At 40.8% G+C, this 14,495-nt stretch carries 14 protein-coding genes and 1 other annotated feature; of the genes, 12 read left to right on the forward strand and 2 right to left on the reverse strand.

Translation table 11 applies throughout. The features are described 5' to 3' along the window. The first annotated feature begins 14 nt into the window (after nucleotides 1-14). Entirely contained in the window at nucleotides 15-1,925 is a 1,911-nt protein-coding gene (locus tag OCV43_RS03735; RefSeq protein ID WP_022242617.1) for a PTS fructose transporter subunit IIABC, read from the forward strand. A 111-nt stretch (nucleotides 1,926-2,036) separates the two neighbouring features. Further along, a complete protein-coding gene (locus OCV43_RS03740; protein ID WP_117697112.1) occupies nucleotides 2,037-2,294 on the forward strand; it encodes an HPr family phosphocarrier protein in 258 nt (85 codons plus the stop codon). Between the two features lie 124 nt (nucleotides 2,295-2,418). Here the strand turns inward: OCV43_RS03740 and OCV43_RS03745 are convergent, their stop codons facing one another. Further along, nucleotides 2,419-3,906 carry a hypothetical protein gene (locus tag OCV43_RS03745; RefSeq protein WP_262623447.1) on the reverse strand — a complete coding sequence of 496 codons (1,488 nt, stop codon included), beginning with the start codon at nucleotides 3,904-3,906 and terminating at the stop codon, nucleotides 2,419-2,421. Nucleotides 3,907-4,092: 186 nt separating this feature from the next. Then, nucleotides 4,093-4,395, forward strand: a binding site (T-box leader). A gap of 79 nt (nucleotides 4,396-4,474) precedes the next feature. Between OCV43_RS03745 and trpE the strand changes: the two genes are divergently transcribed. The 8 genes from trpE (at nucleotide 4,475) to OCV43_RS03785 (ending at nucleotide 12,176) form a co-directional block, all read left to right on the forward strand. Next, nucleotides 4,475-5,881 (forward strand): anthranilate synthase component I, encoded by a 1,407-nt coding sequence (gene trpE, locus OCV43_RS03750; protein ID WP_117946881.1) that lies wholly within the window; start codon nucleotides 4,475-4,477, stop codon nucleotides 5,879-5,881. Continuing rightward, nucleotides 5,878-6,447 carry an anthranilate synthase component II gene (locus OCV43_RS03755; protein ID WP_022242613.1) on the forward strand — a complete coding sequence of 190 codons (570 nt, stop codon included), beginning with the start codon at nucleotides 5,878-5,880 and terminating at the stop codon, nucleotides 6,445-6,447. The genes trpE and OCV43_RS03755 overlap by 4 nt, the downstream gene beginning before the upstream one ends. A 3-nt stretch (nucleotides 6,448-6,450) precedes the next feature. Continuing rightward, nucleotides 6,451-7,263: an indole-3-glycerol phosphate synthase TrpC gene (trpC, locus tag OCV43_RS03760; RefSeq protein ID WP_022242612.1), complete on the forward strand. Its 813-nt coding sequence runs from the start codon at nucleotides 6,451-6,453 to the stop codon at nucleotides 7,261-7,263. Between the two features lie 11 nt (nucleotides 7,264-7,274). Continuing rightward, the gene (locus tag OCV43_RS03765; protein ID WP_262623448.1) at nucleotides 7,275-7,886 is read left to right on the forward strand and encodes a phosphoribosylanthranilate isomerase; all 612 of its coding nucleotides are present in this window, start codon (nucleotides 7,275-7,277) and stop codon (nucleotides 7,884-7,886) included. Next, entirely contained in the window at nucleotides 7,879-9,066 is a 1,188-nt protein-coding gene (trpB, locus tag OCV43_RS03770) for a tryptophan synthase subunit beta (RefSeq protein WP_022242610.1), read from the forward strand. The genes OCV43_RS03765 and trpB overlap by 8 nt, the downstream gene beginning before the upstream one ends. Nucleotides 9,067-9,076: 10 nt before the next feature. Then, the gene (trpA, locus tag OCV43_RS03775) at nucleotides 9,077-9,868 is read left to right on the forward strand and encodes a tryptophan synthase subunit alpha (RefSeq protein WP_022242609.1); all 792 of its coding nucleotides are present in this window, start codon (nucleotides 9,077-9,079) and stop codon (nucleotides 9,866-9,868) included. 14 nt (nucleotides 9,869-9,882) lie between these two features. Next, the gene (gene trpD / locus OCV43_RS03780) at nucleotides 9,883-10,896 is read left to right on the forward strand and encodes an anthranilate phosphoribosyltransferase (RefSeq protein WP_262623449.1); all 1,014 of its coding nucleotides are present in this window, start codon (nucleotides 9,883-9,885) and stop codon (nucleotides 10,894-10,896) included. 725 nt (nucleotides 10,897-11,621) lie between these two features. Continuing rightward, nucleotides 11,622-12,176 (forward strand): biotin transporter BioY, encoded by a 555-nt coding sequence (locus OCV43_RS03785; RefSeq protein WP_022242607.1) that lies wholly within the window; start codon nucleotides 11,622-11,624, stop codon nucleotides 12,174-12,176. Here OCV43_RS03785 and sigG read toward each other — a convergent pair. Beyond that, nucleotides 12,155-12,940, reverse strand: coding sequence for an RNA polymerase sporulation sigma factor SigG (sigG, locus tag OCV43_RS03790; protein WP_022242606.1), 786 nt, complete (start codon nucleotides 12,938-12,940; stop codon nucleotides 12,155-12,157). The genes OCV43_RS03785 and sigG overlap by 22 nt on opposite strands. Nucleotides 12,941-13,114: 174 nt before the next feature. Here sigG and OCV43_RS03795 point away from each other — a divergent pair, with 174 nt between their 5' ends. Together OCV43_RS03795 and dapF are read left to right on the forward strand one after the other, a co-directional pair. Beyond that, nucleotides 13,115-13,564, forward strand: coding sequence for a hypothetical protein (locus OCV43_RS03795; protein ID WP_262623450.1), 450 nt, complete (start codon nucleotides 13,115-13,117; stop codon nucleotides 13,562-13,564). Between the two features lie 65 nt (nucleotides 13,565-13,629). Further along, nucleotides 13,630-14,478, forward strand: coding sequence for a diaminopimelate epimerase (gene dapF, locus OCV43_RS03800; RefSeq protein ID WP_262623451.1), 849 nt, complete (start codon nucleotides 13,630-13,632; stop codon nucleotides 14,476-14,478). Nucleotides 14,479-14,495: the final 17 nt, after the last annotated feature.

Here is a 14,495-nt window from a genome sequence, read left to right on the forward strand (position 1 = left end):
AAGGAGGAAGGTATATGAGAATCAGAGATTTGCTGGCACCGGAAAGCATTCAGTTGAATGGCTCAGCAACCGGAAAGGAAGATGTATTAAACCAGATGGTTTCCCTGATGGTAAAGAGTGGAAAAATAGCAGATGAAGAGACTTACCGGAAAGGAGTCTTTGCAAGAGAGGAAGAGAGTACCACAGGAATTGGAGAGGGCATTGCAATTCCTCATTGCAAATCAGCAGCCGTAAAGAAACCGGGATTAAGTGCAATGGTATTAAAGAATGGGGTAGATTTTGATGCCTTAGATGGAGAGAAGGTTCATTTAATCTTCTTAATTGCAGCACCGGATACAGAAGATAATGTACATCTTGACGTATTAAGCCGTCTGTCTGTTCTTCTGATGGATGAGAATTTCACCAACGGATTAAAACAGGCTGCTTCGGTTGAAGAATTCTTAAAAGTCATTGATGAAGCAGAGTCTGAGAAGGAAGAAAAGGAAGAACAGAAGGAAACAGAAATAAAGGAACCGGAAGAAAATCAGAAAAAGATTCTTGCAGTAACCGGATGTCCGACTGGAATTGCCCATACATACATGGCAGCAGAAAGTCTGGAAAAGAAGGCAGCAGAATTAGGTTGCTTTATTAAGGTGGAAACAAGAGGCTCCGGCGGAGCAAAAAATGTGCTTACTGCAAAAGAAATTGAAGAGGCAGACTGTATTATTGTAGCAGCTGATACCAAAGTCCCGATGGATCGTTTTGCCGGAAAACCGGTTATCATCTGTCAGGTTTCCGATGGAATCAGTAAAGCAGATAAATTAATACAGCGCGCTATGGCAAAGGATGCACCAATTTATAAAGGCAGCGGCGAAGCATCAGAAAGTGAAAGCATGGGCGGAGAAAGCTTTGGACACAAAGTTTACAAGCATCTGATGAATGGTGTTTCCCATATGCTTCCGTTTGTTGTCGGTGGTGGTATTATGATTGCCATTGCATTCTTAATCGACAGCTTTGGTGTAGACCTTGCATCACTTCCTACGGATGAGCGTGCTAATTTTGGTACAATTCTTCCGGCAGCAGCATTCTTTAAGTCCATTGGAGGACTGGCATTTGGCTTTATGCTTCCTGTACTGGCTGGCTATATTGCCATGAGTATTGCAGACCGTCCTGGACTGGTAGTAGGTTTCGTTGGAGGAGCAATTGCAGCAAATGGAAAATCAGGTTTCCTTGGAGCCTTAGTAGCCGGATTTGCCGCAGGTCTTATCATCCAGTTATTAAAGAAAATCTTTGACAAACTGCCAAAAGGCCTGGATGGATTGAAACCGGTTCTACTGTATCCGCTGCTTGGTGTATTGTTAATAGGTGCATTGATGACCTTTATCATCGAACCACCGGTCGGAGCTTTGAATATTGCAATTAATACAGGACTGGCACATATGAATGGTGTAAGCTCGGTATTACTGGGAGCATTGGTAGCTGGAATGATGGCTGTGGATATGGGTGGTCCTTTAAATAAGGCAGCATATGTATTTGGAACTGCATCCATTGCCGCTGGAAACTATAATATTATGGCAGCCGTTATGATTGGCGGTATGGTACCACCAATTGCCATTGCACTTGGAACCTTATTCTTCAAAAATAAATTTACAGCAGAAGAAAGAAAAGCCGGACCGACAAACTTTATTATGGGATTATCCTTTATTACAGAAGGTGCAATACCATTTGCAGCAGCGGATCCGCTGCGCGTGATTCCAGCCTGTGTGGTAGGTTCTGCAATTGCAGGAGCAATGTCTATGGCATTTAACTGTACACTGATGGCACCACATGGTGGAATCTTCGTATTCTTAGTAATGGGTAATGCAATCTGGTATCTTTTATCATTGATTGTAGGTTCAGCAGTATCTTGTCTACTTTTGGGATTGTTAAAAAAGAAGATTGTATGATATAATAAGTGATGTACTCACAAATAGTGAGCATAAGCGAGTCAACATACTTGCAAATTAAAACTATGGTATAAAAAACGGGAAAAAATATAACTTTTTAGGAGGAAGAACATGAAGGAATTTACTTACACAATCACAGATGAGCAGGGAATCCATGCAAGACCGGCAGGATTACTGGTAAAGGAAGCTGCAGGATTTGCAAGTGCAATTACCATTGAAAAGGATGGTAAGAAAGTAGATGCAAAGAGAATCCTTGGCGTTATGGGGCTGGGTGCTAAGAAAGGTGCAGAAATCACACTTCGTGCTGAAGGTGAAGATGAAGATGCAGCAATTGAAAAATTAAGTGCATTCTTACAGGAGAATCTGTAAAGCCAGGAAGAATATTTAAGCTGAAGTGCATTTCGGAAAAGGTGTTCACAGCGATGAAAAGGGACCTGTCACTTATGATAAGTGGCAGGTCCTTTTATGATGATTTGTATTATTTTAAAATTCCTTAGTTATTTGAGATAAATGTCAATTCATCAGAGGAATAGAATGTCTCATAAGAATCATAATCACGTACTTCAAATTTAATAGAAGCATTGGTTACATCATCAATAGATGTAATATCATCATTTGCTTCAATTGACATAAAGGTACCGGTTCCAGGAAGAAGATATCCATATCCGTAATCATCCTGCATAAAGTCATTGATTGAGAAATCATCGGATTCAGCAACACAGGTTTTATCTGTAGTGTTCTCAATATAGAATACAAATACAAGTGTATCATCCCAACCGGTTGTTGTGCCGACATAATATGCATTGATGCCATTAGAGGAATCTAATGCAACTGCACCCGGAACAGAGGAAATAGAGAATGGGGTATAGGAATCGGAAAGATTGATATCCTGTACAACACCATCATCAATCAAAGTATCATAAGTATCAGAATCATAGAAGCTTACCTGAAGTTTAATATTATCAATGCTGTCAAAACCGGTTAAAGTGAAATCATCAGTAGAAATGCTAAGTTCTTCGTTGCTTTTTTTGCCGGCAGCGACGTCACCTGAAATATAACCATACATGGTTACACCATTGATTGCACAATAATCAACATTGATTCCAAGGTCGTTAGAAGTATTGTTTTCAACAGTAACTTTAATTTCCGGAATTACAGAATCATCATAGTAGCTGTATACAATACTGGTAGCTGTAATGGTAACATCATTAGCTGAGTATAATACAACATTATCTAAAGGAACTTCTTTGTCATCGCCATAGCTGTAATCACTGTCATCATAGTCATCACTATCATCTGAATCGGAATCAAAATCAAAGTCATCAAGATCAGATGTGATACCACTGTTGTCAAAAAGTTCTTTTCCGGCATTGCTTAAGGTTTTAGAAACATTGATAACTGCATATACAATAACACCGATAGAAAAGATGGTTGCCAGAATGGAAATAATTAATCCGGCAATTGCTGCACCACGAAGGTCACGGTTCTTACCCATTCCAAGAATGGAAAGAATGATAGCAGCGATACCAAGAATGATTCCGATAATTGGAACAAACCATCCGAAAGGTAAAGCAGCGATACCAAGAATCAGACCAAGGACACCAAAAACACAGGATTTTTTCGGTGCATCACCATTGAGATTGTAGGAAGGTGCTGCATTGTAGCTGTTTCCATTATAGGTGTTTCCATTGTTAAATGCCTGCTGTCCGTAATCTGGCTGATTGTAAGCCGACTGATTATAAGCGTTCTGATTAAAGCTGTTTGGATTATAATCGGTCTGGTTGAATGCCTGCTGCTGATTTGCATTTGGTGCATCATAGGTCTGAGGACCATTTTCCGGCTGGTTGTAAGTCTGCTGCTCAGAAGCCGGCTGACCATAGTTCATCTGAGCATTGTTGTCTGGGTTTGGATTTCCGGCAGGTTCATTCCCGGAAAAACCATTTGGATTGTCGTTTACATTTTCACCATTTAAATTATACATAACTTTCTCCTTTTCATATATTACGTGAATGGTTACACTCTATTAAGGTATCATATTAAAGTCAGCTTGACAATGTTTTTCTTTTTTTTGCATGATTTTGCAAAAAAAACAGAAAAAATTTTATAAAAATACATTGACATCATCACTTTACAGTGATAAACTGAGAACAATTAATGAACTGAATAAATAAAATCAGTGAGCAAAAGTAGTACGGTAAATGATTTCTTTACAGAGAGCCGGCGTTGGTGGAAGCCGGTAAGATAGTTTATTCGGAATGGATTTGTCAGATGCAAAGTGAACAATAGTAGCGGATGCCGTTTTCCCACGTTACAGGGACGAGGATATCGAAGGAGACTTCTGTATCCAAGAGGTTATGTTTGAATTAGTGGCGGATATTTTCTGATTGAAAATATCCGCTTTTTTAGTTACTTACAGGTAAAAAGCAGACATAGCGAAGATGGGTGGCACCACGCGATAAGCGTCCCTGACTGGAAAAGAACATTTTCCGGTCAGGGACTTTTTCTTTGCACGAGCAGCATTTATAAAGCCGGTTTATAGGAGGATGATTATGGTAAGAAACAGAAAAGTATTCAAAAAAACAGTGAGCATTGTCAATGAAAAATCAACAGACATGTACGAAAGTCTGGTAGGAGATAAAAAAGGCTTCCTGTTAGAAAGTTACGATAAGAATTATGACCGCTATACTTTCTTTGGCATGGAGCCGGAAGAAATTGTAACATCAAGAGGAAATGCACTGGTGATTACAAAAGCAGATGGCACAGAGGAAGTAAGAGAAGGAAATCCGCTGGAGCGTCTGAAAGAATATTACAGTGAATTTCATATCGAAAAAGAAGATGAAGAGCTGTCCTTCTCCGGTGGACTGGTTGGAAATCTTGGATATGATTTCGTAAGATATTCTGAAGTGCTTCCGGACAATAACCCGGATGAAATCGGAATCGAAACCATACAGATGATGTTGATGACTTCTTTCCTTATGGTAGACCATGTAGCAGAAACACTGACTGCTGTAGTATTAGAAGAGCCTTCGGAAGAAGGAAGAGAGCAGGCAATGGAAAAGGCAGGACAGATGATAAAGAAAGCCATGGAGAAGAAGGAATGCAAACGGAACTTCTACCACGATGGAAAAATTATTAAGAAGTCAGACAGTATCGAAGAATATGGCGAAAAGGTAGAGAAAATCAAACATTATATCAGAGAAGGCCATGTGTTCCAGACCGTATTGTCACAGCGCTGGACGATTGAAACCAGACAGACCGGTTTTGAATTATATAAGGAATTAAGAGAATTAAATCCTTCTCCATATCTTTATTATTTTAATTACGGAACCTTTGAAGTAATCGGAAGTTCACCGGAAATGATTGTAAAGAAGCAGGGAAATAAAGTGTTCACCTGTCCGATTGCAGGAACCCGGAAGAGAGGAAAAGATGAAGCAGAAGACAAACGGCTGCGGGATGAACTACTTTCCGATGAAAAAGAGCGGGCAGAACATGTTATGTTAGTAGACCTTGCAAGAAATGATATGGGAAGAATCAGTGAATTTGGAACCGTCAAGGTAACACAGTTTATGGAAGTACAGAATTATTCCCATGTAATGCATATTGTTTCCCAGGTAGAGGGACGCAAGAAAGGAGAATCCCATCCATTAGATTTGGTGGCATCCTTCCTTCCGGCAGGAACCTTAAGCGGAGCACCAAAGATTCGGGCCATGGAAATCATTGATGAATTAGAAAGTGTACGAAGAGGCTTATATGGTGGAGCAACCGGATATATTGATTTCGGTGGAGACATGGATTTCTGTATTACAATCCGGACCATGGTAAAGAAAGGAAATGAGGTATACCTTCAGGCAGGAGCCGGAATCGTAGCAGATTCCGTACCGGAAAATGAATATTATGAATGCTGCAATAAAGTAATGGCATTGGCAAAGACTTTGGTTGAGGAGGAGAACTTATGATACTGCTGATTGATAACTACGATTCATTTACCTATAACCTGTATCAGTATATAGGAACTTTTACGAAGGACATTATCGTAAAACGGAATGACAAGATTACAATAGAAGAAATCCGCACCATGAACCCAGAACGCATCATTCTTTCTCCGGGACCAAAAGCACCGAAGGATGCCGGCATCTGTATGGATGTGGTGAAGGAATTTTATAAGACAATTCCAATCCTTGGCATCTGCTTAGGACATCAGTGTATCGGGGAAGCCTTTGGCGGCGTAGTGAGCTATGCAAAGGAATTATATCATGGAAAACAGTCCCTGATTGCCCATGACGGCACAGGAATCTTTCAGGGAATTGAAAGTCCGATTCAGGTGGCAAGATATCATTCCCTGGCTGTTCAGAAAGATAGTCTTCCGGAGTGCCTTGTGGTAACGGCGGAGACAGAGGATGGCGAAATCATGGCAATGCGCCATAAAGATTATCCGGTAGCTGGATTACAGTTCCATCCGGAATCCATTTATACACAGCATGGGAAGCGTATGATAGAGAATTTCTTAAACGGGAGGATATAGAACATGATATTAGATGAAATTGTTGCAGATAAAAGAGAGCAGCTTTTTCGGGATAAGCAGAAAACAGATCTGACCGTGATGCGGACATTAGCGGAAGAGAAGTTAAGAGAAGAGGCGGCAAAGAAAGAAAAGATAAGAAGCTTTTATCAGAATCTTGCCAAAGATGGACTTTCCATTATCGGAGAATTTAAAAATGCATCCCCAAGCCTTGGAAAGATAGAAAGCAGGATTACATTGGAAGAGCGGATGGAAGATTATACCGCTTCTGTGGATGCGGTATCCTGCCTGACAGAAGAGAAGCATTTCCTTGGAAATACTGATTATTTCCGGAAAGTAAGAAATCTGACTCCGCTTCCAATGTTACGGAAGGATTTCATGATTGAAGAATATCAGTTTTATGAAGCAAAAGCCATTGATGCAGATGCAGTATTACTGATAGCAGCAATCTTAGATGACAAGGAAATGTATGACTTTTATCAGCTGGCAAAGGAATTAAAGTTAGATGTACTGGTGGAAACCCATGATGAATGGGAAATGGAGCGGGCATTGAAGCTGGATGCAGACATCATTGGAATCAACAACCGAAATCTTAAGGATTTTACGATTTCACTGGAACGAACCAAAACACTTTCTAAGATGGTGCCAAAGGATAAACTTTTAATTGCAGAAAGCGGAATTGTAAGAGATGATGATGTGGCATATCTTGCAGATTGCGGTGTCAGTGGATTTTTAATTGGAAGAGCATTTATGGAACATGAAAATCCAAAGGCACTGGCAGCCCACTGGAAACAGGTTTATAAGGAAGCCGCAAAGTAAGGAGAAATGGCATGGCAAAGATTAAGATTTGTGGCATCACAAGAGAATCTGAGACAGAAGTGCTGAACCGGATGCAGGTAGATTATGCAGGCTTTGTGTTCTTTGAAAAAAGCAAACGAAACGTTTCAATAGAGCAGGCAAAAGAAATTAAGAAACATTTGAAGCCTTCTATTAAAACTGTAGCAGTTACCGTAAATCCGGCACTGGATTTGATAGATGAAATCATAGAAGCAGGTTTTGATATTCTGCAGATTCATAAGATGCAGGAATTTCCTGAAAATCTTAAAATTCCGGTCTGGGTAGCATGTCAGGTGCGAAGCAGGGAAGAAGCGGAAGAAATAAATGTTCCGGATGGTATTTCCGGCATTTTATTAGACGCACCGGAATTTGGCAGTGGAAAGACTTTTTCCTGGCAGGATTTTCCAATGAAAAAAAGAAGGGAATGGCAGGAAAGAAGGATACCATTTATTTTAGCCGGCGGCTTAAGCAGTGAAAATGTAGAAGAAGGTATCCGGTTATTTGAACCTGATGTAGTAGATGTCAGTTCTTCGGTAGAAGGAGAACATGGAAAAGATCATAAAAAAGTAGAAGCATTTGTAAGAAAGGTGAGAGAACATGAATAAGAAGAGTTATTATGGAGCATTTGGTGGACAGTATGTAGCAGAATCATTGATGAATACTTTAAAAGAGTTGGATGATGCTTTTGAAAAGTATACAAAGGATGAAGAATTTTTAAAGGAAGTGGACTATTATCTTAAACAATATGTAGGAAGAGAGACACCACTTTATTTTGCCAGCCGTCTGAGTGAGGCATATGGAACAAAGATTTATTTAAAAAGAGAGGATTTAAACCATACCGGAGCCCATAAGATTAACAACGTAATCGGTCAGATTCTTCTGGCAAAGAGAATGGGAAAAACCAAGGTAATCGCAGAAACCGGAGCCGGTCAGCATGGTGTGGCAACTGCAACCGGAGCAGCTCTTTTTAATATGGAGTGTACCGTATATATGGGAGCAGAAGATATGAAACGTCAGTCGCTGAATGTAATGCGTATGGAAATGCTGGGAGCTAAAGTAGTGCCGGTTACATCCGGAAGTAATACCTTAAAGGATGCTACGAATGAGGCAATTCGTACCTGGGCAAAAACCGCAGAGGATACCTTTTATGTAATCGGTTCCGCTGTTGGACCGTATCCTTATCCGAAGATGGTAAAATATTTCCAGAGCGTCATCAGCAAAGAAGCAAAGAAACAGATTTTAGAGCAGGAAGGAAGACTGCCGGATGTGGTTATGGCATGTGTTGGCGGAGGTTCTAATTCTATCGGAATGTTTGCAGATTTTATTGAAGAAAAGGATGTAAAACTGATTGGTGTAGAAGCTGCCGGAAAGGGAATTGAGACAGGGGAGCATGCCAGTGCCATGGCATTGGGCGAGCCTGGCGTATTACATGGTATGCGTTCCTATTTATTACAGGATGAGGATGGAAATGTGCAGCTTGCCCATTCCATTTCCGCAGGACTGGATTATCCGGGTGTTGGACCGGAGCATGCCTATCTTAAGGACAGCGGCAGAGCAGAATATGTTGCAATTAAGGATGATGAAGCCATGGATGCATTAATGGAGCTTTGTAAATTAGAGGGTATCATACCGGCAATCGAAAGTGCCCATGCAGTGGCATATGCAAAGAAGCAGGCGAAGAAAATGAAACCGGATGATATTATGGTGGTTTGTCTTTCCGGAAGAGGCGACAAGGATGTAAATACAATTGCAGATTATCTTGCAGGAAAGGGTTATTTAAACTAGGAGGTGCAGCATGAACAGAATCGAAGAAAAATTAGCACAGTTAAAAGAACAGAACAAAAAAGCATTTATTACATATATGACAGCAGGAATGCCGGACTTTGATAAAATGCAGGAGATTATCCGCACACAGGAGCAGGCGGGAACAGACATCATCGAGCTTGGAATTCCATTTTCAGACCCGGTAGCAGACGGCCCGGTTATTCAGGATGCTTCCTATCATGCCATCTTAAAAGGTGTGAATTTAAAGAAAGTATTAGAAGCCATGAAAAAGCTTCGCAGTGCAAAAATTGAGATTCCAATCGTATTTATGATGTATTACAATACCATATTTCACTATGGTGTGGAAGCCTTTGTGGATGCTTGCATCGAAAGTGGAGTAGACGGACTGATTATTCCGGATCTGCCATTAGAGGAACAGGATGAGATAAAGGAATTTTTACAGAAGGAAAATGCACCGATTCTTATCCAGCTGGTATCTCCGGTTTCGAAAGACAGAATCCCTGAGATTTTAAAGGATGCAAGAGGATTTGTTTACTGCGTATCTTCCATGGGTGTAACCGGACAGGAAGCAACCTTCCATAAGAGTGTAATTGATTATCTTGGCAGTGTAAAAGAAGTATCAAAGATTCCTGTTATGATGGGCTTTGGTATCCGTACTGCAGAGGATGTTGCACCGATGAAAAATATTATCGACGGAGCAATTGTAGGCTCACATTTCATCAGACTGATGGAAGAAAATGATTATGATTTACAGGCAATTGGAACTTATTGTGGCACATTTAAAAAAGAACTGAATCAGTAAAGGAGAAATTTACGATGAAAGAATATATTGAACTGGTTGCAGAAGGAAAAGATTTAACAGAAGAACAGGCAAAAGCAGCAATGGAAATCTTATTAAGCGGGGAAGCATCCCAGGCACAGATTGGTGCTTTTTTAATGGGACTTCGTATGAAAGGTGAGACTTTAGATGAATTAACCGGGTTTGCAGGAGTACTCCGGGATAAGGCAGATACTATTTCACCGAAGGTTTCTGATTATGTGGATCTGGTAGGCACCGGTGGAGACTGTACTTATACTTTTAATGTGTCTACCACTTCTGCATTTGTCGTTGCAGCAGCCGGACTCCCGGTAGCAAAGCATGGCAATCGTTCCATTTCTTCAAAGAGCGGAGCCGGTGATGTATTAGAGGCACTGGGCGTAAATATTATGGCAGAGCCTGCAAAAGTAGAAGCCTGCGTGGAGAAAGCCGGAATCGGATTTATGTTTGCACAGCTCTTTAACAAATCCATGAAATATGTAGGTCAGGCAAGAAAGGAAATGGGTGTGCGTACTGTGTTCAATATTTTAGGACCTCTTGCCAATCCTTCCAGAGCAAAAAATATGGTGGTAGGTGTTTATGATGCAGCCCTGACAGAAAAAATTGCCCTTGCCATGAGCAGACTTGGCGTTGAACGTGCCTTTGTTGTAAGCGGCAAAGACAATATGGATGAAATCACAACAACAACCGAGACCGTAATATCTGAAATCAAGGATGGAAAAGTAAATACATTTACCATAACACCGGAGCAGTTTGGTTTAAAACGTGCTTCCTTAGAAGAACTGCGTGGTGGCGATGGAACAGAAAACGCCGTTATCACAAAGAAAATTCTCTCCGGAGAAGAAAAAGGCGCAAAACGCGACATCGTATTACTGAATGCCGGTGCAACCCTGTATGTTGGTGGAGCAGCATCCACCATTGAAGATGGAATCACCCTTGCAAAAGAAGCAATCGACAGCGGGAAAGCAGCAGGGAAGTTAGCGGAGCTGGTGAAGGTATCAAACGAAGCGTAGAAGAAACAAAACACTGAAAAAACAAAACACTAAAAAAACAGAATGAGTAACAGAAGCGAAAACTTCGAAATTGAAGTGATGTAAAGTACATAGCATCAGTAATTGTCAACCATATGCAAAATAAAGGTTGACAATTAAACGGCACATACCCTATAATACCCTATGGATAAAAATCTATAGGGTATTTTTGATGGGTGATTGAAAAATAAATATAGTATTCTTTTTAAATTTTGCATATTCAAAGGATATTGGCTTTTGATTGATATGAAATGCCGGAAGTTCTTAGGTGCATGTTTTTCTTGCATAGAAACTGTCTTTCCGTTGCTTTAACCGGATATCGGAACTGTCCGTTGGGTACGGATGCTGTATGATACCTGCAAGGGGCACTAAGAATTTCGGATAAAATATCACAATATCCGGCAACCGGTGCAAATTCGCATCCGTGCTCATATGCACCTCGCTGGCACGTCCATGTGCCAGCGTTGCCTGAAACAGACGAAATTCTAAGTGCCCCTAACAGTTACATAAATGCATCCGCACTTCAACGAACAGTTCTGATATCCTGTTAAACATTGGAAAGACGGTTTTAATAAAAAAAGAAAAACATGCATCTTAGAACTTCGGTATTTCAGAGCAGAAAAGCCAATATCCTTTGAATAGTTAAATTTACTGAAAATATATTTATTTTTCAATCACCCAATAACAACAAACGTTAGGAGAAAATTATGCAGAACACAACAACAGAAAAAAGAAAAATCACAACCCAGCAGATGGCACTGGTAGCAATCATGACAGCACTGACCTGTATCCTGGCACCATTTTCATTGCCGATTGGTCCGGTACCAATTTCCCTTACCAATCTGGTTATTTACTTCTCATTGTATTTACTGGGTTGGAAGCTTGGAACGTTAAGCTACGTCATTTACCTTCTGATTGGACTGGTTGGTGTACCGGTATTTTCAGGATTTACCGCAGGACCGGCGAAACTTTTTGGCCCAACCGGTGGATATTTAATCGGATTTATTCCAATGGCAATCATTGCCGGTATTGTAATTGATAAATATACTGAGAAATGGCTCTTATGTCTGCTGGCAATGATTGTTGGAACGATTGTCTGCTATGCATTAGGAACAGCATGGCTTGCTTATGAAGCAAAGATGGACATGATGGCAGCATTATGGGCTGGTGTAATTCCTTTTATTCCTGGTGACCTGGTGAAAATGGCACTGGCAATTTTAATTGCACCAAAAATCAGAGCTCAGGTATGCAGGGCAAGATAATTTTTCATAGTCTTTAGAGCAGTTTTTTCCAGACGGCTGACCTGAGCCTGGGAAATATGAATCTCATCAGCAATCTCCATCTGGGTTTTACCTTCAAAGAACCGCAGCTTAACGATATGATTTTCTCTGTCGTTGAGCCGGTTCATTGCATCGGAGAGGGCAAGCCCTTCCACCCAGTTATCTTCTTTATTCTTTTTATCACTAATCTGATCCATCACATAGAGTGTATCACCACCATCCGTATAGACCGGGTCATAAAGACTGACCGGACTTTGAATGGCATCTAGGGCATAGACGATTTCTTCTTTGGTAAGTCCGGCTTCTTTTGCAATTTCCTGTAAAGTAGGCTCCTGCATGGAATTTTTCATCAGGATTTCTTTGGCATGAATGGCTTTATAGGCAGTATCCCGCAGGGAACGGCTGACACGGATGCTGTTGTTATCCCGTAGATAGCGGCGGATTTCGCCAATAATCATAGGGACGGCATAGGTGGAAAATTTTACCCCAAGTGTATCATCAAAATTGTCAATGGACTTAATCAGTCCGATGCATCCAATCTGAAAGAGGTCATCAATATTTTCCTGATTTCCGGAAAAACGTTTAATCACACTTAAGACCAGACGAAGATTCCCTTTGATATATGTTTCCCTTGCAGTCATATCCCCCTGTTTGATTCTGGCAAATAGAGCAGCCTTTTCTTCTTCCTTTAGGATTGGAAGCTTTGCGGTATTTACGCCGCAGATTTCAACTTTGTAGACGGACATGATGCGTACCTCCGGGTTAAAATGTTTTTGCAGCCATTGGCTGATACAGAAAGGATGTCCTTATTTACATAAAAATATGCCGGAAACAATAAAAATTTAATAATTTTTCATCTTGAAAAACGAATGAGTGAAAGCTATGATATACATAAAGAGAAAAAATGGAAGTGGAATAATATGCAGGATGCAATAGATAAGAGAAATGAAAGAGATCGAATTGCTCATAGTATTGTGAAACGCTGGAATGTTCATTACATGTCGGAAGAAGAGATTTTAGCTGCACGCAAGAAACAGCAGGATGAACAGCAGGCACAGGAGATTCTTGATCGTCTTGCAAGAGTGGCTGCAGAGGAAGAAGAAAAAAAGCAGCGTGAGATTGATGCGGCAGTAAGGCAGAAGATTGAGGAAGAAAGAGCACGTTTACAGAAAGAAGAAGCAGATGAAACGATTTCAGATGATAAGTTATCTGCTATTTTAGGAGAAAAGAGTCCTGAACGAAAAGAAACACCGCAGGCAGCGGAAGTGTCACAGGAGGTGGAAACACCGCAGGTGGTGGAGAAACAGACAGACAGTGGAGAACAAGTGTCTGAGGTCATAGAAGCGACCGCTGAAACAGAACAGGAATAAGTCGGGTTCTAACGGACAATATCTCATTCATATATTGTAATAAGAAGTGAAACTGGAGCATAAGTATGGATGATACCTTGCTGTTACAGAAGTATCATGGATTAGGAAATGATTATCTTGTACTTGACCCGAATAAGAATAAGATACATTTATTGGAACGTCATATTGTAAAGCTGTGCAGAAGAAATATTGGTGCAGGAGCTGATGGCATTTTATATGGACCGATATGGCAGGATGAGAAACTTTATGTAAAGATATTTAACCCGGATGGAAGTGAAGCAGAGCGCAGCGGAAATGGTGTTCGGATTTTTGCAAAATATTTATTAGATGCCGGATATATCAGACACAGACCGTTTAGCCTTTATACCAAGGCAGGCGAAGTAAGGATTGATTTTTTAAATGAAGACGGAAGTCTTATGAAAGTAAATATGGGAATACCACAATTTACCGGAGGGGTACTTGCTTATGTAGGTACGCCTCCGGAAATTATAAACAGGCCTCTGGTTTTTCATGGCCATCCTTACCGGGCAACCTGTGTTTCCATGGGAAATCCGAACTGCGTGATTCATTTAGATGAAATCAGTAAAGAAAAGGCAATGGAATTAGGACCTTATGTGGAAAATGCATCTTATTTTCCAAACCGGATTAATATGCAGCTTTGTAAAGTAATGGATAGAGGTCATATCCGGGTGGAAATCTATGAGCGGGGAGCCGGATATACCTTAGCTTCCGGAACCGGAGCCTGTGCAGCAGCGGCAGCATCCCATAAGCTGGGACTGGTAGATGACAGAATTGAAGTCACGATGCCGGGTGGGCAGTTACTGATAGAAATCGGAGAGGATGGCAGTGTGTTCCTTACCGGAGAGGTGCAGAAAATCGGAACAATTCTGATGGCAGAACACTTTCTGGCGTAGTTGACAACTGCTTGCCT

It is taken from the genome of Roseburia amylophila, assembly GCF_025567465.1.
GTDB classification, from domain to species: Bacteria; Bacillota; Clostridia; order Lachnospirales; family Lachnospiraceae; genus Roseburia_C; species Roseburia_C amylophila.